This is a genomic window from Nostoc sp. (assembly GCF_036917935.1).
Taxonomy (GTDB): domain Bacteria; phylum Cyanobacteriota; class Cyanobacteriia; order Cyanobacteriales; family Nostocaceae; genus Nostoc.
The window spans coordinates 297,420-318,845 of sequence record NZ_JBALEL010000002.1 but is presented as its reverse complement, the minus strand read 5'-3'; the positions used below and the strand labels follow the sequence as shown (position 1 = coordinate 318,845).

The following is a 21,426-nucleotide window of genomic DNA, read 5'->3' as shown; positions in this document are numbered from 1 at the left end:
CCCACATATCTAGAGTTGTTTACCAACAAGAGCTAAAAATTATACTGGAATTTCAATGATAAATTCTGCTCCTTCACCCAGAACAGAGTTAAAACTCAATTTTCCGCTGTGGGTTTCTTCAACTATTTGACGAGCGATCGCTAATCCTAATCCTGTTCCTTTACCGACAGCTTTTGTCGTAAATAAATGGTCAAATATTTTTAATTTAATTTGTTCACTCATCCCCTTCCCATTATCTTTAATATTAATAATTACTTTTTGCTTGTCATCATTAAGTTGAGTAATAATTGTGATGCAATTGGGATTGATGTTTATCTCTTCAAAGCTCTGTCCAATGTTTGACTCTTCCAAAGCATCAATAGCATTGGCTAAAATATTCATAAATACCTGATTCAATTGCCCAGCAAAGCATTCTACTAATGGTAACTGACCATATTCTTTGATAACTTTAATTTCTGGGTGGGTTTCTGAAGGTTTGAGGCGATGTTTGAGAATCAAAATGGTGCTGTCAATACTATCATGAATATTACAGGCAACGGGGCGATCGCTATCAGCACGAGAGAAGGTTCTTAAGGAAGTACTAATATCCCGAATCCGCTTCACGCCTTCTTCCATAGAACCCACTAACTTAGGTAAGTCTTCGCGGATGTAATCGAGATCAATTGCTTCGATTTCGTCTTGAATTATTCCACAGGGAGTAGAATATTCCTGTTGATACAAATCAATTAAGCCAAACATATCCTTGATATAATCTAAAGCAGGTTGAATATTACCGCCCAGGAAGCCAATAGGGTTATTGATTTCATGTGCCACCCCTGCTACGAGATTTCCCAGTGCCGACATTTTTTCACTTTGTACCAATTGCATTTGGGTGCGCTGAACTTCTGTAAGTGCTTCTTCTAGATTTTGTTTTTGTTGTTTGAGTTGGTCTTGTCCTTGCTGACGTTCGGTAATGTCTTCTGTCACAAATAAAATGCCGAACACATTTCCCTTAGCATCGCGTAAAGGCATCTTGTTCGTATCCAACCAAGCTTGCTGACCATCTGGCCGTTGCAATTGATCAATGATATGAAATTCTGCTATACCAGACTCGATGACGCGGCGATCGCACATCCGAAAGCAATCGGATTCTTCTTTGCTGAGCAGTAAGTCATAGTCGGTTTTACCCACAATCTCATCAGGCGAGTTTAAGTTTAGTACATCAGCGAAACTTTGATTACAGCCCAAATAAACTGAATCGATATCTTTCCACCCTACCCAGTGTGGAATAGTATCAAACACTAAGCGCATCAATTGTTGAGTTTGCTTCAGGGTTTCAATCGATCCAAATAATTCCTGAGTTCGTTCAGTAACTCGTTGCTCTAGTTGCTGGGTGAGTTGTTGCAGTTCTGTATTTCTGGCTTCAAGAGACTGGCTCAATTGGTTAAGTTTTAAGTGAGTTCGCACCCGTGCTAAAACTTCACCTTGTTGAAATGGTTTGGTAATGTAGTCAATGGCTCCAAGTTCAAAGCCTGTGACTTTATTTACCGATTCAGACAGGGCAGTGATAAAGATAATCGGAATATTTTGGGTTGTCAAATTCGCCTTGATGCGCTCACAAGTTTCAAAGCCATTCATCCCGGGCATCATCACATCCAGTAAAATCAAAGACACTGGAGTATGTTCCAATTGCTGTAGCGCACTTTCCCCACTTGTGGCGATCGCAACTTCAAAACCAGCATTAGCTAAAGTATCTGAAAGCACCTTCAAGTTATTTGGTACATCATCGACAATGAGGATAATGCCATTATCAAACTGATTGGTAACAGGATTGTTAAATGTAATGGAATTTCTAGAGAATGCTGTCATAGCAAAAATGGTGATGATAGTAATTCGTAAATCGTAATTAAGATACACAGAACAAGGCTTGAGACAGGCTGCTTCCACTCCAATGTCTAAATTGCTCAAAACTTTAGATACAAAGGACAATCTGTTATGAGATAACAAAGGTTGATTAGACTCAGGACTGCTCGGTTAAGGTGCATAGTTATTGGAGATCCCCCTTAGTCCCTCTTAAAAAGGCGGAAAATAAGCCATTCTTAGTCCCTCTTAAAAAGGGGGAAAATAAGCCATTCTTAGTCCCTCTTTTTAAGGGGGGTTGGGGGGATCGAGTCTTAACCGAGCAGTATTGTGATAAGACTGGAATTAGTGGATTAACTTTTAATCTTGGGAAGATACTGTTCAATAAATGCTCGGATTTTTTCAATCTGGAAATTATCTGCATACTCACGTACTGCTTTAATAAACGGTTGATACTGCTCACCTGCTTTTTCCAAATTTTTTAGCTGTTGCTCGATCGCCATCAAGCGTCCCTGCAATGCTAATGTATGCAATTGCGACAAAACCTCATCGGTCGGGGGAATGATCTCATCTGGGGTGGATGCAGACATTGCCCCTGATTTGGCACTCATCGGCTCTAGAGCAATGGAGTTTTGATCATAAATCCATTTCAGATTCAGGTATTTTTCCAACAACTTCAGCAGCGCTGAGGCTTCTACAGGCTTGGGTAAAAAAGCATCGGCTCCGGCTATAATACTCTCACTCTGGTTACTTTCAAATACACTAGCTGAAGAAGCGATCGCTGGAACATTCTGTAACTCAGGAATCTGTCGCAACTGTCGCAGCATCTCGTAACCATCCATCTCTGGCATCATCAGGTCTGTAATAATCAGGTCAGGATGAATCTCCTGCGCCTTGTCCAATCCTTCCCGACCATTGCTGACATCAATCACTACAAAACCCAAAGGTTCCAGTAAACTAACCAAAACCGAGCGATTCTCCCAACGGTCATCGACTACCAGCACCTGGCGCTTGCTGCCTTCAAATCCGACAATCTTCCCTTGCTTAGTTGTTCGCAGAGTTGTTGCCCAATCTTTGGCTTCGGCAAGTTCGGCCTCAAACCAGAAGGTGCTACCTTGTCCCAGTTGGCTGTCCACATTCAGGGTGCTACCCATCATAGAAACGATTTGCTGACTGATTGCTAGTCCTAGTCCAGTACCTTCTGCTTGTTTCTTGACATCACCCACTTGTTCAAAGGGTTGGAAGATTTTCGTGAGTCCGGTTGGCGACATCCCGACCCCTGTATCTTGAATCTCAAAGCGAATTTGATAGGTTCCAGTTTTCAGTTTGTGAGATTTAACGCGAAATGTAACTCCGCCTTCGTCAGTAAACTTAATCGCATTACCCAATAAGTTAATCAACACTTGGCGTAGACGTTTTTCATCGACTTTAATGCCAACAGGTAAATCCGAATCAGGTTGATAGGTGAAGGGAATTCCTTTTTGAACAGCACGCACGCGCATCATCTCGGCAACGCCTTCGAGAAGTGCCGGGAAATACGCATCTTCAGGATACAATTCCAACTTCCGAGCTTCGATTTTGGCAAGGTCAAGAATATCGTTAATCAGATTGAGCAAATGATTGCCGCACTGATAGATGATATCTATACCTTTTTTACCTTTTTCTGTTAATGGTTCACCATTTTGGAGAATTTGGGCATAGCCCAGGATGCCATTGAGCGGAGTTCGCAGTTCATGGCTCATGTTAGCGAGAAACTCGCTCTTGGCTTGGTTTGCAGTATCGGCTTTCTCTTTTGCTTCTGCTAGTTGTAGTGTCCGTTCTTCTACCTTTTGTTCTAAGGTGGCAAAGGAGGTTTGCAACTGTTTGGCCATGCTATTAAAAGATGCGGAGAGTTCTCCAAGTTCATCGGTGCGATAGATCGGTAGAGTCGCATTCCAATTTCCCGTTTCTAATTGCTTGGCGGCGCTATTTAGTTGTAAGATAGGCACCACTACAAGCGATCGCGACAACCAACGCACTAAAACTACAGTCAGTAACAACACAGCGAAAAAATTTACCAGAGCAAATCCGGCTACCGAATATTCCTGGCGAATTACAGAACTTGCGTCTAGTTCAACCACCAAGAATCCATTCACCCGACCCTGAAGATTGGTAATTGGGGCATAGCCGTAAAGAATGGTTTGGCCATTTGTAGTTTGGTGAAATTCCTGCTCAACAAACGGTGCATTGCGGGCAACGGCTGCATACAAATCATCTAATTCCTCGTTGTAATCCAAGCCAATCAATACAGTTTTGCCTTGATCAGAAGGGTCGTAGTTTAAGACATAGACAAACTTTTTATTTGGTTGCTGGCGTACCGTATAAATACGCTGAATATCTTTACTGGTTGCTTGAATTGCTACAAGCCTATCTTGATTAATTTTGTAAAAGGCTGAGGTGCGATCGCTAGGTTTGACAATCAATCCGTGATAATCGCTGTCGATTTGTGGAACTGCGAGACTGACAATAGCCAAAAGACGATTACGGATTGCCTGCCGTTGACTAGAGTACAACTGCCAGTACATCCCCGATGCTAGTGTCCCAGCCATCACCGCGATTAGCACTGAATAAGAAGCAATAATTTTTGTGCTGAGGTTCCAATTTTGCACTCGTGTGGCTCCTTTTACTGCCCCAAACTACTGAGATAGGCAGTGTATTATAATCATGCCGAATTATTTCTAAGATGCCCACTTCATCTCTCAAATGAACAGTTGGATTAAGGATTGGAGATTTCTCTTTCTGTCCTCTTTATGGGGTTAGCCCCAGGCTGGCGCGGTAAGCGGCGCGTTGAGACTCACGCCCCACTTTGTTGGTAATCTGCTCCCATCCCTGTTCAATCTGCTGCATTGTTTCTTCTGTCGTCAGTTTACCTGCTAAGAAATCAGCGAGAACAGCATCGAGGACATCCAGTTGATATTGCTGGTTATGAGGAATCCTGAGATCCAAAACCATGTTTGGACTATTCAGGCTGACACCGATCGCACCTAAATAGTTGTTGGCAGCATCGGGCGACATCCCGGCTTTGAGCCAGGAATCAATAGTTTTAAATTGAGAAATCCGGTAAGGGTTGATACCTGTCTCGCCGATAGTGACATCCACATTTGCCTGAGCAGGCTGACTCATATAGGAAATGAACGAATATGCAGCATCCTTGACTGTTGGTTCTGCCTTTGCATGGACAACACCAGACCAACCCACGAAGGCGGTAAAAGGTGCATGATTAACCCCAGCAATGCTATATGGACAGTTAAACTTATCGCAAGCTACCAATTTCCCTGTTTTACGATCGAGTACCTGAGTGCTGCCGGGAGTCACAACAGCGCCTACTTTGTCAATTACTTTCGACGTAGCCGGATTGATCGCTAATGTGCCAATATCTCCCGATTCCAGGGTCAAGGCGCATCTGCCGCTCGTAAACAGTCGTCTTTCTTCAAAGAGACTCAAGTTTGCTTCATTGGGCGGGCCATACTCCATCGTTTTTTTATAGATATCTAACGCCTTAGCAAACGCTGGATTGCGAACCAAAGGTTTCATGGTTTCCAGATCAAAAAATATTCCTTGTGCCGTTCCCTGAGATTGCAGCCAGGAACTAGTAATTGAGGCAAACAGCAAGTAACCGGCAAAGCGAGGGCCTTTTGCCATACAAGAGCCGTAATCGGGTTCTCCATCATTATTTAGGTCTTTGCCATAAAACTGTTTAGCGATCGCCAGATAATCGTCCCAAGTTGTCGGAGGCTCTAATCCAGCGGTTTTTAAGAGATCGCTGCGATAGTACACCATCTGAAAATCACCATCCAACGGTATCGCGTAAATCCGCTGTTTATACTTTGCACTCACATCTCGAAAAATGGGAGCAATATCCTGCCATTGCAAGTCCGAGTCAGACTGAACCCGATTGGTTAAATCTTCTAGATCGTTGGTATTGATAAAGTCAATTAACCATTTAGAAAGAATTACTGCCATATCGTACTTAGGAGTGCGGCTAGACCAATCCTGTTGTAGTTTCTGGTAGAGGTCTCCAAACGGAAAAGCTACCATATTGACCTTTGCGCCAGTCAGAGATTCAAACTTACTGATGTGCCGATTAAGTGCAACATCCAGCACCCCTTTTTGGGTAATAACATTAATCGTCACACCGTCAAAACGTTGTATGGACGGGTTAATCTGGGTGGGTTGAGGAGATGAAGCTGTTTGAGAATTGGGTGGGGAAAAACTGCAACCTGGAACCCCTAAGCTCAACGAGAGGGCAACCAGGAAAATCAAATAATATCGAACTCGCTGCCACTGAGAGCAAAAGCTTTGCCAATTAGACACTTGGATTATTCCTCCTTACAGTTATGAATTCAAAACTCCTGTCACAGTTTTAACTGGTAAGGTAAGGACAAACTCTATAATTTTTGCTAGTACAGAAGTGCAGTTCAGCTTGCTACACTGGGTTTCCTTGATAATTTTACGAGCGATCGCTTTGTTAATTTTTATAACTCAAGCTTGATTAAATAGATTAAGAATTGTGTCTCAAACTAGCTGATAGCGGTAACTTATTAACAATTGCACAAGCATATACCCTTAAGTTAATCTTTAAATTAGCTATGGGCACTCCAATTAAAGGCATATCTAAAATCAATCGGCAACAACACAAAAGATGATTGACTATTAACTTAATGACTCACAGACGCCAATTTTTAAAAGGGGTAGGAGCGCTTTCTAGCTTATCTTTAGCTGGTTGTGGCTGGAGGCTAGCTGAAGTACGTGCTAATTATAATCCGAATGGTCAACGTGACCAACTTTATGTCTTTACCTGGACACAATATACTGACAACCAATTACTGAAAACTTTTAGCGCCCAAACTGGCATGAAAGTGCTAGCGGATGTGTATGATTCTAATGATGTCATGCTAGCTAAATTGCAAGCTGGAGGCGGTGGCACTTACAGCATCATCAACCCATCTGATTACATGGTGCAGAAGATGGTAGACAAAGGTTTGTTAACAGAAATAAATCACGATCGCTTAATCGGTCTAGAGAATTTATTTCCCCGGTTTCAGAATCCTAGTTATGACCGCAATAACCGCTACAGTATCCCTTTTAACTGGGGGACAACAGGCTTACTTTACAATTCCGAAAAAATCAAAGATGCACCAGAAGACTGGGATTATCTTTGGCAAAATCAAGAGCAACTTAATCAGCGGATAACCTTGCTTAATGATGTTCGGGAAGTAATGGGTGCAACGTTACGGATGCTAGGTTATTCTTATAACTCAAAAAATGAACAAGAAATCAAACAAGCTTATGAAAAGTTGAAGGTGCTAAAACCTGCGATCGCACGTTTTGACACCGACGCTTGGCAAAATCAAATTCTCGCAGGAGATTTACTATTGTCAATGTGTTATTCAGCAGATGCAGTAAAAATCTCTCAAGAAAACCCTAAACTCAAATATGTGATTCCTCGCAGTGGTTCTTCATTATGGACAGATACTATTGTAATTCCCAAAACAGCCCCCAACCAAGCTGGAGCCTATGCTTGGATTAACATGATTTTGCAACCAGAAATAGCAGCCCAAATCAGTCAACGCCTGAATATTTCTACGCCTAATAGTGCCGGATTCGAGCAATTGCCAAAAAGAGTACAAAATAACGTTAATTTGTTTCCGCCAGAGTCACTTTTAAAAAATTGTGAACGTGTTACTCCTGTAGAAGAATTTGAACAAGTTTACGATCGCTATTGGACTCAATTAACTAGCAGCTAAATAAAAGAGTTAGGAATTAGGAGTGATGAATTTGGAAAAAAGTGATATTTCTAAAATAGAAGAATTGCATCGCCCACGAGGAAATTGGCTCCAACCCTTAGTACTGCTTGCACCATCTGGGATTTGGTTATTACTTTTGTTGGTGCTGCCAACTTTGATAATTTTCGAGTTAAGTTTAGTTGCAGACATCCAACCGGGAGATTTGGTCAATCCCAACGGATTCAAAAACTATATCCGAATATTTGACTCCCTTTACGTGCAAGTAATTGGGCGATCGCTATTTTTTGCGTTTGGCACTACAATAGTTTGTTTAATTCTCGGCTTCCCCGTCGCCTATTGGATTGCTCAGATAGCGCCACAGCGTTGGCGAAATTTGCTGGTATTAGGCTTTGTCTTACCTTTGTGGACTTCCTCCTTACTTCGCTCTTATGCTTGGATTACAATTCTTCGTCCTACAGGTTTATTGAACAGTTTACTCAGCAATTTCGGCTTACCTACTTTGGAATTACTTAACAATAGTCAAGCTGTATTAATTGGCATGAGTTACAGTTTGTTACCCTATATGGTTTTAATTTTATATGCTTCTCTCGAAAAGCTAGACAAGCGGTTGCTAGAAGCAGCGGCTGATTTAGGTGCAAATCCGGTAGAAACTTTTTTCCAAGTAACCGTACCGCAGATTTTTCCGGGAATTGCAGCTGCTTCCATGCTTGTATTCATCACCGGCTTGGGGGATTTTGTCGATCCAGAATTACTCGGTGGTGCTTCTAGTATGACGGCGGCGCGGTTAGTTTATAACCAGTTTCTGGGAGCAACGCAAAATTGGGGATTTGGTTCAGCCTTGAGTATGACGTTAATTTTGCTTGTTAGTATTGCGATCGCACTTTTAATTAAGTTTGGTGAAGCTACACCCAAACGCTAAAGTTTTCGTCACCTACTTGTAATAACGTTCTATAGGTGTAGATCCAAATAATCTACCTGGTAATTAAGACGATGGCATTTCCAAAATTATTAATGATGTGCCACCGTGAGTACATGGTTGAAATCATCTGTATTACTGTTAATTAACTTCTGAATTGTAGAGATAAACTCATGTTCTAAGAAAGGCTTTGTCAAGTAAGCCTTTGCACCCAATTCTTGGGCTAGCTGCCGATGTTTTTCAGCGCTGCGAGAAGTCAGAATCACTACAGGTATTTTTGCTAAATTGGGGTGTTGACGGAAATTGCTCAACAACTCAAAACCATTCATTCGTGGCATCTCTAAATCGGAGATCACAACTTGAATTTCAGGATGTGACTGCAACTTCTCTAAGGCTTCTACACCATTTTGAGCTTGTATTACTTGATAGCCAAATTTTTGCAGAGTCAGAGAGAGAGTTTGCCGGAGACTAATTGCATCATCTACTACTAAAACAACTTTTGGTGATTTCTTATCTGGCTCTTGAGAATAACTGGGTTGGGTTTCTATAGCTGGTCTAGAAGTCGATGTAGCAAGTAATGGTGTAGATGAAAAAGTATGCCCTGATATCGGCAAGGCTTTTGTATTTGACGAAGAAGCTACTGGTAGCGCCCTAATATGAAGTGTTGTTTGTTGGATTTCAGTAGATTTTACCAGCAACAAAGCATCAATCACTAAGATGAGATTACCATTGGCTAAACTACTACAACCATAAATGTATTTTGGCGGTGCGATCGCATTTCCTAAAGGTCTAATTACTAGTTCTTGTTCACCAATTATTTGGTCAACTTCTAAAGCAACCTTTCCCTGATTTCGTCGTAGCAAAAGCACCGGATTTTTTGCTATGCTTGGGTCGTGACTATTTGATGTGTTGTATGAAGTAGCACTATTCAAGAATGAATCATTATAATCAATCAACTTTGAAAGTTGACGGAGGCTGACCATACTCTCATCATCATCTGTGTTCCAATGCAAGAATTTTTTCCCTTCAATTTCTTTAATCTGTTGTTCCGAGGGAATCAATATTTTTTCGATGTTGTCTAAAAGAAGACCATAAACAACACCTTTGGCTTGAACTAGCATTAATTTTTCTGTAGTCATAGAAAAAGGAATTTTGAGTATGAATATTGTTCCTTGGTTGGGTAAGGATTGTACTGAAATTGAGCCGTTGAGCGCGTGCATCTGAGTACGCACAATATCTAAACCCATACCTCGCCCAGAAATTTCACTCACTTTATTAGCAGTAGAAAATCCAGGCGAAAATATCAAATCTAAAAGTTCAATTTCAGTCAGATTAGAAGCATAGCTCCTAGTTTTTTCTTCAGTTTGTATAGGATGAAATTCAGCAGCTTTTCTGCGAATTCTGTCTAAATTTAATCCCTGACCATCATCTCGAAGTTCGATAACAGTTTGGCTACCCTGATGATAAGCGCAGATTTCAATTAAACCTTGTTCTGGTTTACCAAGCTCTCGGCGAACTTGCGGTGCTTCAATACCGTGGTCAAAAGCATTACGCACTAAGTGTAATAAGGGATCGTAGAGCTTTTCTGCGATCGCTTTATCTACTAGTACTTCAGTACCAAAAAGTTTCAATTTTACAAGTTTGGCATGAACATTCCCCAACTTATCTACCATGTGGGGGAAGCGATTTAGGATATTGCCCAAAGGCGACATTCGTGCTTCTACTAAGCTATCTATAATATTAAGAGTTAAATTCTCTTGTTTGCCACTAATTTGAGCAGCTTGCGTCACGAGCAAGTCAAGAGACTCTGTGGTTTCTTGTAATTGCAGTGTCTCTTCTATTGCTTCATGCAATTTCATGTGGAATTCTGTATATACATCCATTTCCAAAGAGTCAAAATTTACTGCAAAATTCTGCGTTTGTTGTGAGGTAATATTTTGTATTTGTAATGGTAAATCACGTAATTCATTTAAAGTTGTTTGGTGTCTAGTGAGTTGCTGTATTAGTTGCTCAATTATTTCTTTGACTTGTTCATCTTGTAATCCCCGCCGTTTTTGATAAATCAGCAATTCTCCTGCTAGATAGTTGAGGTGTTGCAGTCTTTCTGTATCTACTCGAATAAATGAAGGTTGGCGAAAATTCTTAGTTTGAACATACTGTGATTTATCTTCTATTTCTTTGTTGATTTGTGTAGCTATATCGGGCATGACTTCAATAGCTGTTTCAGAAACATCTATAACTACTTGCTCGGTGGCAGTTAATGAATCAAGCTTTTCGGAAGAATCATCAGTCTGGGTGGTGACGATTTCCGCAGCAATATTTTGGCTAGCTTCTTCTCCCCATATTGCTTCTAGTAAGTTATCAGTTGCTTGAGGAGATACAGATATCTCTTTAATAACTAACAGTGTTTGTAACTTGGGACTATCAAGCCAATTTTTCTCTTCGCCAGTAACAGGAGGATAATTTTTATATTCTTTTGCTAATTTATGAATTTGGTTCTGTAGGATTTTAATTACTGAGAGGTAACTGTCAGATGGTTTAAGAGAATATTGAAATTTTGCAACTGCAAATAGGATAATTAAGATAATACCACGTCGATAAATACAAAGACTTTGACTATCTTCTTCATCTTGGACAAAATCAATGAACTTTTTCAGCCAATTTTTGAGATAATTAAGTAGACTTTTTATTTCTAATGTGGGAACCAGTAAAGTCAAACTGAGTTCTGGCTCTGGTATTTGCATCTGGTGGTTAAACCAGCCAAAAATGTAGCGAATTACTTTTAAATAAAACTTAGCAGTTGTTGGATTGACGGATTCGTTTTTATTGCGATCGGATGTAGTGATAAACTGGTAAAATTGTTCTTCATTGATGATAAATGTGCTAGCAAATGAATTGTTTTGCAATTCTTCAGATAACTCATTATTTGCCACTGTTGTGAGTTTTCGTAAACCTGGAGAAGGCTCTCCACCAGATGTGCGATCGCCTGCTAATACTAATTTTTGTGCTTGTTGCAAATCTGCAAGGGCAATTTCTGCAATTTGCTGCACCTGGGCGGGATTTGCTTGCAGCGCTGACAGAATTGTTTGGGCAATTTCTCCCAATCCAGGTAAATTTAAAGATTCTGCCAAGCCGAAAAATACTTCAGATTGAGACTGTAAAAACTCAATAAATTCGTCACTATTTGGTGGATTATTAACAGCGTCAGCAATACTGTTTAGACGTTGTTCTACTCCGACTTCAAAAACTGACTGCACAATATCAAATCCCAATTCTTCAGAAGTGGGAATATGAGATTCAGCACCAAATGCATCACCCAATTTTTCTTGTAACTGTGCAAAGACTGAACTTGCTCGATGTAGTAGTTCTTCATCATTAACAGTACTGCCTATAAGTTCGGTATTTAATGCTATACTCAGACACTCATAAGCTTGTAACAAAAGCGTTTGTAATTCGGCATCAACTACTACTTTAGGATTATACAGAGCCTTAAATACATCTTCTAAAAAATGGGCTATCATTTTAATTACTTCTAGCCCAACATTAGCAGCACCACCTTTAAGTGTATGAGTAGCCCGCATTAAGTTATGAACTTTAGCAATGCTATAACCTTCCGATAAGCTAAATAGTTCCTGTTCAATAATTTGGACTAATTCCGGGGCTTCAGCCAGAAAGTAGATGTATCCTTGTTCGCGAATTTCGTTATCTGTGATCATATTTTAGATTTGGGATTTTAAATTTTTGACTTGGGCGTGACCGCTCAGTCAAACGATTTTGGTTTGTTGCGTAAAGTTTTAATTGATGCAACTGTCATTGCCAGAATTTGGGTGTTTTATGACATCAAGTTACTCACTTTTCCAGTGGTAATAAACCAACCTCAACAATAAGTTTACTTTCATCGGCTTCTTGCTCTACCAAGCTGAGTTTAGCAATGACATCGGTGGTTGACTTACTACGACAAACTGACCGATAGTTAGCTCCCACAGATGTTGCTCAACGGATTAGCTGCTTGCTAATTACCTCTGCCATTCGCCCTTGTGGACTGGCTCTCTACTAAGGGACTGACAAGAAATAAATTATCCATCTTGTGGGATGTTTTTTTATTTGTCAGTCCCTAAGCGGATTACTCGCAGTGCTAGCTGCTTTCTTCTTCGCTTCAAATCCTCCTCATTCATAATCCAAAATCTAAAATCGTTCGATTGACTTGTCGTTCGCGCAGCGTCTGTCTGCGACACGCTGTTCGCGAACGTAGAGAAGGGTCGAAGTGTCACAACGAAGTCTAAAATCTAAAATTCATTTGACTTTAAACTTACCAGCAGTTGTTAATAGCTCTTGCGCCATTCCTGATAAATCTTGGAACACAGTCGCAATTTCTTTAGATTCAGCAAAAGTTTTATTGGCAATTTCTGCTACATCTTGCATTGATTTAGTTACTGTCACAGATTGCGTCATTTGTTTTTGAGTCGCTGCGGTAATTCGCTCAATTAGCTGACTAATTTCGGCAGTTGCAGAAACGATCGCATTTAAGTTTTGGCGAGTATCATTGACAAGATTTGTGCCTTCTACCACCTGTTGAATGCCAGTTTCCATCGCTACTGCAACTTCTCCGGTTTCTGCTTGAATCTCCTGGACTAATTTTTCAATTTCGATGCTGGCTGCTGCTGACTGGCGAGATAAAGAACGGACTTCATCAGCTACAACTGCAAAGCCTTTGCCATATTCACCTGCACGAGTGGCTTCAATCGCTGCATTCAAAGCCAGTACGTTTGTCTGTGTGGCAAAATTACCAATCAAATTCACCACTTTGGAGATTTTTTGTGAGGATTCGCTGAGGCGTTTAATCTTTTTGCTAGTTTGAGCAACAGTTTCACGAATTCCTTGGATTGCTTTGACAGTCAGGTTCATGGCGGTATCGCCAGACTCTATAGTTTGATTGGCTTGTTGCACTGCTAGTTGCACTAACTCAGCATTTGCCACTACAGCTTGAGTAGAGTCCACCATCTGTTGAATTTCGCCTAAAGCTGCGGTAATTTCCTCAGACTGTTGTTGCGCCAGATTAGTCAATCCCGTCAGTGAAGCGTCGCTATCGCTAGAAGTTTGGGCAACTTGTTGAGCAGCCCCCTGTACCTGAATAACGATTTGCCGCAGTGCTTGCAGGGTATTATTGTAAGCATCGGCGATCGTCCCTAGCTCGTCTTCTGTAATTGGTGCGCGTACCGTTAAGTCGCCGTTGAGAGCGGGTCTAAGGGCTATTAGGAGTTGAATAGACCGTTGTTGTAATAATTCCTTGGCTGCCTTTTCGCGTGCTGCTGCGTCTGCTAATTTTGCTGACTGCGCTTGTACTTGTTGCAAATATTCCGTCTGTTGTAATGTCAGTCCTAACTGACTGCCAATGCGTGCTAACAAACTGACTTGCGATTCTTCCCAATCACGAGTTCCCGAATTTTGATAAGCTGCCAGCAAACCCCACAATTGTTCCCCAGCAAATACAGGAACAACTACATAAGCTTTGACTTCAAACTGTTCTAATATCTCAATATGGCAGGGTAAATGACCCATCTGATAGATGTCATTTACAACAAAGTTTTCACCTTGGGCATATCGACCTCCCTGAGTTTCTTGTAAGTGAGTATCTTCCCAGACAGTTTTGACATCAGGGCTTACTAGTCTTACCCAACCATGAGCTACTGACTCAGACACAAAGTCGCCACTCCAGTCAGGATTAAAGCGATAGATAGCGACGCGATCGCATCGCAATAATTGTCGCACTTCTTGAGTGGTTATCTTGAAAATATCTTCTGCATTCAAAGATTGTCGGATGCGGTTGCTGATCTTTGTAACAGCTTTCTCTTGTTCGGCTAACTGAGCTAGTTTCTCAGATTTTACCCGAACTAATTCCAAATAGTCTATCTGTGATTTAGCTAGGCTAAATTGCAAGCTAGTCTGAACCAAAAAGTTAAGTTCCCAGCTTTGCCATTCACGGATGCTAGAATTTTGATACGCTGCCAGCAAGCCCCACAATTTATCGCCGAAGAATATAGGAACAATTATGTAAGCTTTGGCTTCAAACTGCTCTAAAATCTCAATGTGGCAGGGAGCAAGCCCTGCTTTATAGATGTCATTAACGATAAAGTTTTCACCTTTGACATACCTACCTCCCTGAGTTTCTTGCAAGTAGGTATCGTCTAAAAAGGTTCTAAGATCGGGGCCTACCAGTTTTGTCCAAGCATTACCCACAGACTCAGACACAAATTCGCCACCCCAGTCAGGGTTAAAGCGATAGACTGCGACGCGATCGCATCGTAGTGATTGACGCACTTCATGAGTGGTTGTTTTGAAGACACTATCTACATCTACAGATTGGCGGATGCGGTTGACTATCTTAGTGAAAGCTTTCTCTTGTTCTGCTAACTGAGCTAGTTGTGTATTTCTAATTCGCACTTGTTCAAGATATTCTGCCTGTGATACAGCTACACCAAATTGAGAGCCAATTTGAATCAAAAAGCTGACTTCCCAAGGTTGCCAATCACGAGATACAAAGTTTTGATAAATTGCTAATAATCCCCACAATTTTTCCCCAGAAAATACAGGTACAATCACATAGGCTCTAATTTCCAACTGCTCTAACATGTTAACATGGCAGGGAGAATGACCTACCTCATGGATATCATTAGCGATAAAGCTTTCACCTTGGACATATCGACCCCCTTTATTTTCTTGGATGTAGGTATCTGCCCAGACAGTTTTAATATCAGGGCCTACCAGTTTGATCGAATTACTAACTACTGACTCAGCGACAAATTCACCACTCCAGTCGGGATTGAAGCGAAAAACTACGACGCGATCGCATTTTAGTAATTGCCGTACTTCTTGAGTGGTTATTTTGAAGACGGTATCTACATCTAAGGTTTGTCGGATGCGATCGACTATCTTGGTTAAAGCTTTCTCTTGTTCAAGTATCTGAGCTAGTTGATCGGATTTCCTCTGCACTTCCTCGACATATTCTTTTTGTGATATGGCCACACCAAATTGCAAGCCAATCTGAGTTAAAAAGCTTTCTTCCCAAGATTGCCAATCACGCGGCCCAGAATTTTGATAAGCTGCCAGCAAGCCCCATAATTTCTCTCCACTGAATATCGGCGCAATGATGTAAGCTTTCATTTCATACTGTTCTAAAATATCAATGTGACATTGAGCATGACCCATTTGATAAATGTCCTTAGCCACAAAGGTTTCACCCTTGGCATAACGTCCTCCTTGAGTCTCTTGTAAGTGGCTATCTTCCCAAACCATATTAAAATCAGGGCCGACCATTTTTATCCAACCATTACCCACTGTCTCCGCGATAAACTCGCCACTCCAGTCAGGTTTGAAGCGATAAACAGCCACGCGATCGCATTTTAGTAATTGACGTACTTCTTGAGTGGTTGTTTGGAAAATCTTATCGATATTTGATACGTGAAGAATTTTATCAATGACTTTAGCTACTGATTTCTTTGCCTGTACTTGATTTTGTTGTTCTTTCTTAAATTCAAAGTTCTGTAATCTGTATGTGAGTTCTGTGGTAATTTGAGATAGTAGACTAATTTCTACCTCTTGCCACTGCCGCGTTGATTGGCAATTATTTACTGCCAGTAATCCCCATACTTTACCTTCTACTACAATCGGTAAACTCAAACTAGCTTTAATTTGAAATTTCTCTAGCAGCTGCTTTTGATAAGGGGTAAGTTGAATCTGATTGATATCGTCAATAACTACAGGTTCTATATAGTCTTTATTGCTATATAAGCCAAAAATAATTACGGGAATATTTTCGCCTAAAGTTGGTGTCCAACCTAGTGTTCTCGATTCTGCTAAAACATTACCTGATTCTAGGGAAGTAAACTGATAAATCAAGGCGCGATCGCAACCAATCTTTTCTCTAATTTGCGCTACAGTAATTTTGAGTAGTGTATCAATATCTGGGGCTTGACGCATATAAGTTGCGATATCTTGCAACTGTCGCCGCCAACTTTTAAATTCCTCAGAGATCGCATTTAATAAAGATATTTCATTACTAGCAATATCCGTTATATTAGCGTTACCATTCTGATTTTCTAATTCAGATATTAGAACCTCATTATCATGGCTACTGTTATACAAAAATGTCATCTGATTAACCTCAAAAATTGTCGTGGGTAATAATTTGATATGTGGCAGCTAAGAATGATCTGGTATTTGGTAATTCAGGATGAGTAATTGTCAACTACTCTACCTAATCAAGCATTACTCAATGTTCAACTATGAATGCCCCATATCGGAGCTTGAATAATAGTTGTTGCATCCAAATTAAAAATCATTTCCTCGGAATCATTAATAAAGTATCCCTGTAAAAAAGCTGATATTTTAGGATAAAATAATTCAGCAGTTGCAGGTTTCATTTCATTACTATCCAGCCATTCAATATCTATAAGCTGTCGCACCAAGAGTCCCAAATACTTACCCTTATTTTCCAGAACAATCGCCATCATTTTTGTAAGTAAGTTTGGCCCTTGCGAAATTGGAGGATAACCTAACATTGCCTCTAAATCTACTAACCAAAGCATCTCGCCGCGCCAGTTATAAATACCCAAGACGCTACTGGGCATCTGGGGAACACCACATATTTCTGGTAATGATACTTGCAAAACTTCTGTGATGTGTTGTAACGAAATTACGGCTGTATCACTTACTCCCAAATTAAAACTTAAAAACTTTTCCTTGATTTCCAAAGTTATTGATCCTTTGTCCTTGATTATTTCCCTTTAACTACTATTTGTAGTTATTGTTTGATCTTGCAGAGGTTCTATATGAGAAAAAGTGAATTTTGGTAGTCGTTAATTTATTAAGTTTTACTAATTAATCAATCGCTTTAAAATTACCACTAGTTCCTCTCGAACAATCGGTTTTGATAGATAACCATCAGCGCCCAACATATTACCCCAAATTTTATCTACATCACTATTTTTTGTAGAGCAAAATACCACAGGTATTTTGCTAGTTTCGGGATTATTTTTCAACTCTCGGCAAATTTCAAAGCCACTTTTACCCGGTAAAATTACGTCGAGAAATATTAGGTCTGGCTTAGTTTTATCTATTTTTTCTTGAGCTTCTTCACTACTTGTGGCGCTAATTACAGAATAACCTGCCTGTTGCAAGTAACGGCTGATTATTTCCATATCTGTTAAGCCATCTTCAACAACTAAAACAGTATTCATGACAATTACTCGTTAACTTTTTCTCAAAATGCAAAGAAATTAGATATACAAATCCTAAATGATTCTTCAAAAAAGACATAGAAGGGACTAGAGACTAGCCCTAACCCCTTTGCCCTAACCACTTTTTCACAAACCAAATAGGACTGCTATAAATACAAAAATTTGTATTTGTCTAATTTTGGTTCAATCTTTATATATCAACCTCCGAAAAAGTACGTAATCAACATAACTTAATATATATTTGAATCTCAAATAGTTTTATCACCTCAATAATTTAATTTGTACTGACGTGGAAAGGGTTATAAATTTTGAAGAAGAATTTAGAATCAAAAATAGCTTCTAATTTTCCCTAATTACAAACCTTTAAATTAGATTTATTATTGTCGGTGGATACATTCGGTGTAGGTAAATACTTACGTACTATATTCATTACCCTATCAGCCACTACAGGTTTAGTGAGAAAATCTGTAGAACCAACTACTTTGGCACGAACTCTATCTAAAAGACCATCACTGCCTGTTAATATAATTATTGGTGTCTTGGAAAAAGTAGATATTCGTCGCAACTGAGTACAAATTTCGTAACCACTGGCAACTGGCATAATCAAATCCAAAAAAATCAGGTCTGGTTTATCCTGAATGAGTGTTGGTAGAGCTTGTACAGCATCTTGAATCTTGACAAACCTCAATCCATTAGAAGTGATAATATCCTCTAGCATTTTACATACTTGAGGGCTGTCATCGACGCAGGCCACTAGTGGAGCAATCCGCTTCTTTACTTGTGTGGTGGTAGAGTTATTGTTGACTTCAGTAGGTTCTAAGGGCAAGTCAGGTACTTCCACCAATTCAATGATTCCTTTAAGGATATAGGGAAGCAACGAACGGGTGAGTGGCAGTACACCCTGCTTCATTTTCACGGCTAAATCTTGCAGAGTAAATTTGCCATTGATTAAATTGACAAAGTTTTTATAGACAGGTTGACTTACCATCTGCTGGAGTATTTCTGGTCGCCGCAGAAATGGTGCCAAGTCAGGAGAAAAATTTGCTAAACCAGCTTCTGACCAAATTTTCCACGAGTCTTGCATGTGCTTTACAGACATCTCTGCACTCGTGAAGCTCATTGGCGTTTCTAAGATAACTTCTTGGCTACGATTGCAACTTATAGAAGCAAAATTTCCTTGCAGAGCTAGGTCAAATAATAGTTCTGCTATCGTGTTATCGACAATAGAGTTAATCTGTTCCCTTTGGATTTTCTGTTTTTTATATAAGATTTCTAAAAGCCGATAATCCCAATAATCGCTTGATAGGTCTTGTAAACGTAACTGCAACTTATCAACATCGATTTCGGGACAATTTTGAGCCATCTGTCTACGCCAGCGTCGGAAGGGATGAGTTCCCCCTGTTGCCCAAACTATCCGTCCCAGCCGATAGTAAAAAGTCCATTGACTACCCTTTGAACTCTTAATATTTAATTTGCCATTGTATTGTAGCTGAGTACAAGTTTTAAATTCATTTACTAGGTTATTTGAAATAACTTCCTGGTGGGACATAGTTTGTTCCTTTTATTAAAAAGCTAACCCTTGAAAAACCCACACTAACTATATAGTGGTCAACAAATATGTCAATAAGGGCAAATACATTTGGTATATAGCGGTTCTCGTCCCTTGTGAGGTACAATAACCTTACCCCCAACCCCCTCCCCGCTCTTCGAGAGGGGGCTAAGATGTACCTCATGTGATTAGGAAACGCTATCTATATAGCAGTCTAAATCAATATTATTAAAAGCAAGTAAGATGCTAAGATAGCAAAACTCTTGCTAGTAAATAAGTTATCTAGAACAGGGTTTATTCTTGGCAAAGTTTACTTTTCTGCTAAGATTTCATCACTTCAGTAGGTTTCCTATAGTCCACATAATGATGAATTCAGTATTGATATATTATTTTAAGAATTTTTATAGGGAATTATATCCGTATAAGTTCTGAATTTTTGTTTGAGAAAGATTAGCAGTCTTTAGAGATTTCAGCTTTTGTTGAAAATATTTATTTAAGTTTACTATTCTTAATTAAACCAGCTAATGTTAGCTTTTCTAGGGAATATTATCCTTAAAAAAAGGCGTACTACTAAGACAAGTAGCAGCCATATATAGAGTATTTCTTTAGGAAAATTTTTTCAAGGTTGCTTTTGGTTTTGATGGCTGACAACAGCTGCCCTGAGATCACTTTGGTGTTCTGAAAGAAGTCGATCGCCCTCATCTTTTTCCAAACCAGTCCAGTGCATCAATAGCGCTAGCTTAACCCATTTACCACTGCGTTCTAGTAAAAAGCCAGCAGCTTCCCGATTTAAACCTGTGAGGTCTTGCAAAATTCGCAAAGCGCGATCGCGTAATTTTTGATTTGTTACCGCCACATCCACCATCCGATTGCCATAAACTTTGCCTAGCTTGACCATCACGCCGCTAGAAAGGATATTTAAGGCTAATTTAGTGGCTGTACCAGCTTTCAGGCGAGTTGAGCCGGCGATTATTTCTGGCCCTGTCAAGAGGCGAATGTCAATATCGGCATTAAAGCTAACTTGTTCCGCTGGAACACAGGCGATAAAAATAGTCGTGGCTCCCCGTTGACGAGCAGCATGAAGGGCACCGTGGACATAAGGCGTTGTTCCACCAGCGGTAATGCCAACTACAACATCTAGCTGGGTAATGTGTCGCCCAGCGATCGCAGCCTCACCATCTTCGATGCTGTCTTCTAAATCTTCAGAACTGCGTACCAGTGCGCCAGCACCACCAGCAATAATCCCCTGTACCAACTCTGGGGGTGTACAAAAAGTAGGTGGACACTCAGCAGCATCTAACACCCCTAACCGGCCACTTGTCCCTGCACCGATATAAAATAGGTGTCCTCCGTGGCGCAAACGGTCTGCGGTGCGCTCAATTGCCTCTGCCAACTGAATTTTTGCCGCTGCAACTGCTGCGACTGCCTTTTGGTCTTCGTTATTAAACAGTTCCACTAATTCCAGAGAACTGAGCTGGTCTAAGTTCAGACTGTTAGGATTTACCATCTCGGTTAAAAGATGCCCGCGTTCCTGCAAATTTGTCATTTGTCCTCTGTCATTTCTCCTTAGTCCTACCCTACAGCCGCCCTTTGGGTGTTTATGTCATTAGTCATTAGTCAGTTGCTAATGACTAATAATTAATTACAACAATCCTTCAAATTTGCGACGAATCTTCTCTAGTTCCGAATCAGACAAGTCTGGTTCTTCTAGTGGCTGTTGATTGAGAGGGAAGGTGTCTTCAATAGTATCCTCCTTCTGGGCGTTTGCTTGCCAGTCAGTTTCTTCCACGTTCAGTTCTGGGGGAGTGACAACTAAATTGCTGTTTTCTGGGATGATTTCCCATTCATATCCAGCACTTTCGCAAAATTCCTTGATTTCCTCAGCATTGATCGGCTCCGGTGTAGGTGCGGGGAAATCCTGAGCTTCTAGCATTAGGGCAAAGCGCGTGGCATCGTCTTCTGACTCGAACATCAGAATTTTATTGCGGTCGCCCTCCCGAATCGTGTGAATCCCCTCATTTTCCGTTCGAGCATTAAAAATTAACACAAAGACACGCATTGGTGTAATCATCTGTCCTTTTTAAGGTTTATTCATATTAA

Annotated in this window: 13 protein-coding genes; 2 read left to right on the top strand and 11 right to left on the bottom strand. The window is 40.4% G+C overall.

What is annotated here, in order from left to right; translation table 11 throughout:
* Positions 1-39 precede the first annotated feature (39 nt).
* The 3 genes from V7K62_RS01620 to V7K62_RS01610 all read right to left on the bottom strand — a co-directional run bounded on the left by V7K62_RS01620 (position 40) and on the right by V7K62_RS01610 (position 6,192).
* Positions 40-1,947, bottom strand: a complete 1,908-nt coding sequence (locus V7K62_RS01620) for a hybrid sensor histidine kinase/response regulator (protein WP_334861025.1) — start codon at positions 1,945-1,947, stop codon at positions 40-42.
* Positions 1,948-2,192: 245 nt separating this feature from the next.
* Complete coding sequence (locus tag V7K62_RS01615; protein ID WP_334861023.1) at positions 2,193-4,487, bottom strand: ATP-binding protein; 2,295 nt, start codon at positions 4,485-4,487, stop codon at positions 2,193-2,195.
* Between the two features lie 139 nt (positions 4,488-4,626).
* Complete coding sequence (locus V7K62_RS01610; RefSeq protein ID WP_334861021.1) at positions 4,627-6,192, bottom strand: ABC transporter substrate-binding protein; 1,566 nt, start codon at positions 6,190-6,192, stop codon at positions 4,627-4,629.
* A gap of 347 nt (positions 6,193-6,539) precedes the next feature.
* Here V7K62_RS01610 and V7K62_RS01605 point away from each other — a divergent pair, with 347 nt between their 5' ends.
* Complete coding sequence (locus tag V7K62_RS01605) at positions 6,540-7,625, top strand: ABC transporter substrate-binding protein (RefSeq protein ID WP_334861019.1); 1,086 nt, start codon at positions 6,540-6,542, stop codon at positions 7,623-7,625.
* Between the two features lie 25 nt (positions 7,626-7,650).
* Complete coding sequence (locus V7K62_RS01600) at positions 7,651-8,544, top strand: ABC transporter permease (RefSeq protein ID WP_334861017.1); 894 nt, start codon at positions 7,651-7,653, stop codon at positions 8,542-8,544.
* Between the two features lie 89 nt (positions 8,545-8,633).
* Here the strand turns inward: V7K62_RS01600 and V7K62_RS01595 are convergent, their stop codons facing one another.
* From V7K62_RS01595 to V7K62_RS01560, 8 genes are all read right to left on the bottom strand, one after another.
* Positions 8,634-12,257 carry a hybrid sensor histidine kinase/response regulator gene (locus V7K62_RS01595; protein WP_334861014.1) on the bottom strand — a complete coding sequence of 1,208 codons (3,624 nt, stop codon included), beginning with the start codon at positions 12,255-12,257 and terminating at the stop codon, positions 8,634-8,636.
* 133 nt (positions 12,258-12,390) lie between these two features.
* Entirely contained in the window at positions 12,391-12,525 is a 135-nt protein-coding gene (locus V7K62_RS01590; RefSeq protein WP_334861012.1) for a hypothetical protein, read from the bottom strand.
* 309 nt (positions 12,526-12,834) lie between these two features.
* Positions 12,835-16,692 carry a GAF domain-containing protein gene (locus V7K62_RS01585; RefSeq protein ID WP_334861010.1) on the bottom strand — a complete coding sequence of 1,286 codons (3,858 nt, stop codon included), beginning with the start codon at positions 16,690-16,692 and terminating at the stop codon, positions 12,835-12,837.
* Positions 16,693-16,817: 125 nt separating this feature from the next.
* Positions 16,818-17,291: a chemotaxis protein CheW gene (locus V7K62_RS01580; RefSeq protein ID WP_334861008.1), complete on the bottom strand. Its 474-nt coding sequence runs from the start codon at positions 17,289-17,291 to the stop codon at positions 16,818-16,820.
* A gap of 123 nt (positions 17,292-17,414) precedes the next feature.
* Positions 17,415-17,777 carry a response regulator transcription factor gene (locus V7K62_RS01575; RefSeq protein WP_334861006.1) on the bottom strand — a complete coding sequence of 121 codons (363 nt, stop codon included), beginning with the start codon at positions 17,775-17,777 and terminating at the stop codon, positions 17,415-17,417.
* A 349-nt stretch (positions 17,778-18,126) separates the two neighbouring features.
* Positions 18,127-19,326: a response regulator gene (locus tag V7K62_RS01570; protein ID WP_334861004.1), complete on the bottom strand. Its 1,200-nt coding sequence runs from the start codon at positions 19,324-19,326 to the stop codon at positions 18,127-18,129.
* A gap of 619 nt (positions 19,327-19,945) precedes the next feature.
* Complete coding sequence (gene murQ / locus V7K62_RS01565) at positions 19,946-20,872, bottom strand: N-acetylmuramic acid 6-phosphate etherase (protein WP_334861002.1); 927 nt, start codon at positions 20,870-20,872, stop codon at positions 19,946-19,948.
* 96 nt (positions 20,873-20,968) lie between these two features.
* The gene (locus tag V7K62_RS01560) at positions 20,969-21,397 is read right to left on the bottom strand and encodes a DUF3110 domain-containing protein (RefSeq protein ID WP_334861000.1); all 429 of its coding nucleotides are present in this window, start codon (positions 21,395-21,397) and stop codon (positions 20,969-20,971) included.
* Between the last annotated feature and the right edge of the window lie 29 nt (positions 21,398-21,426).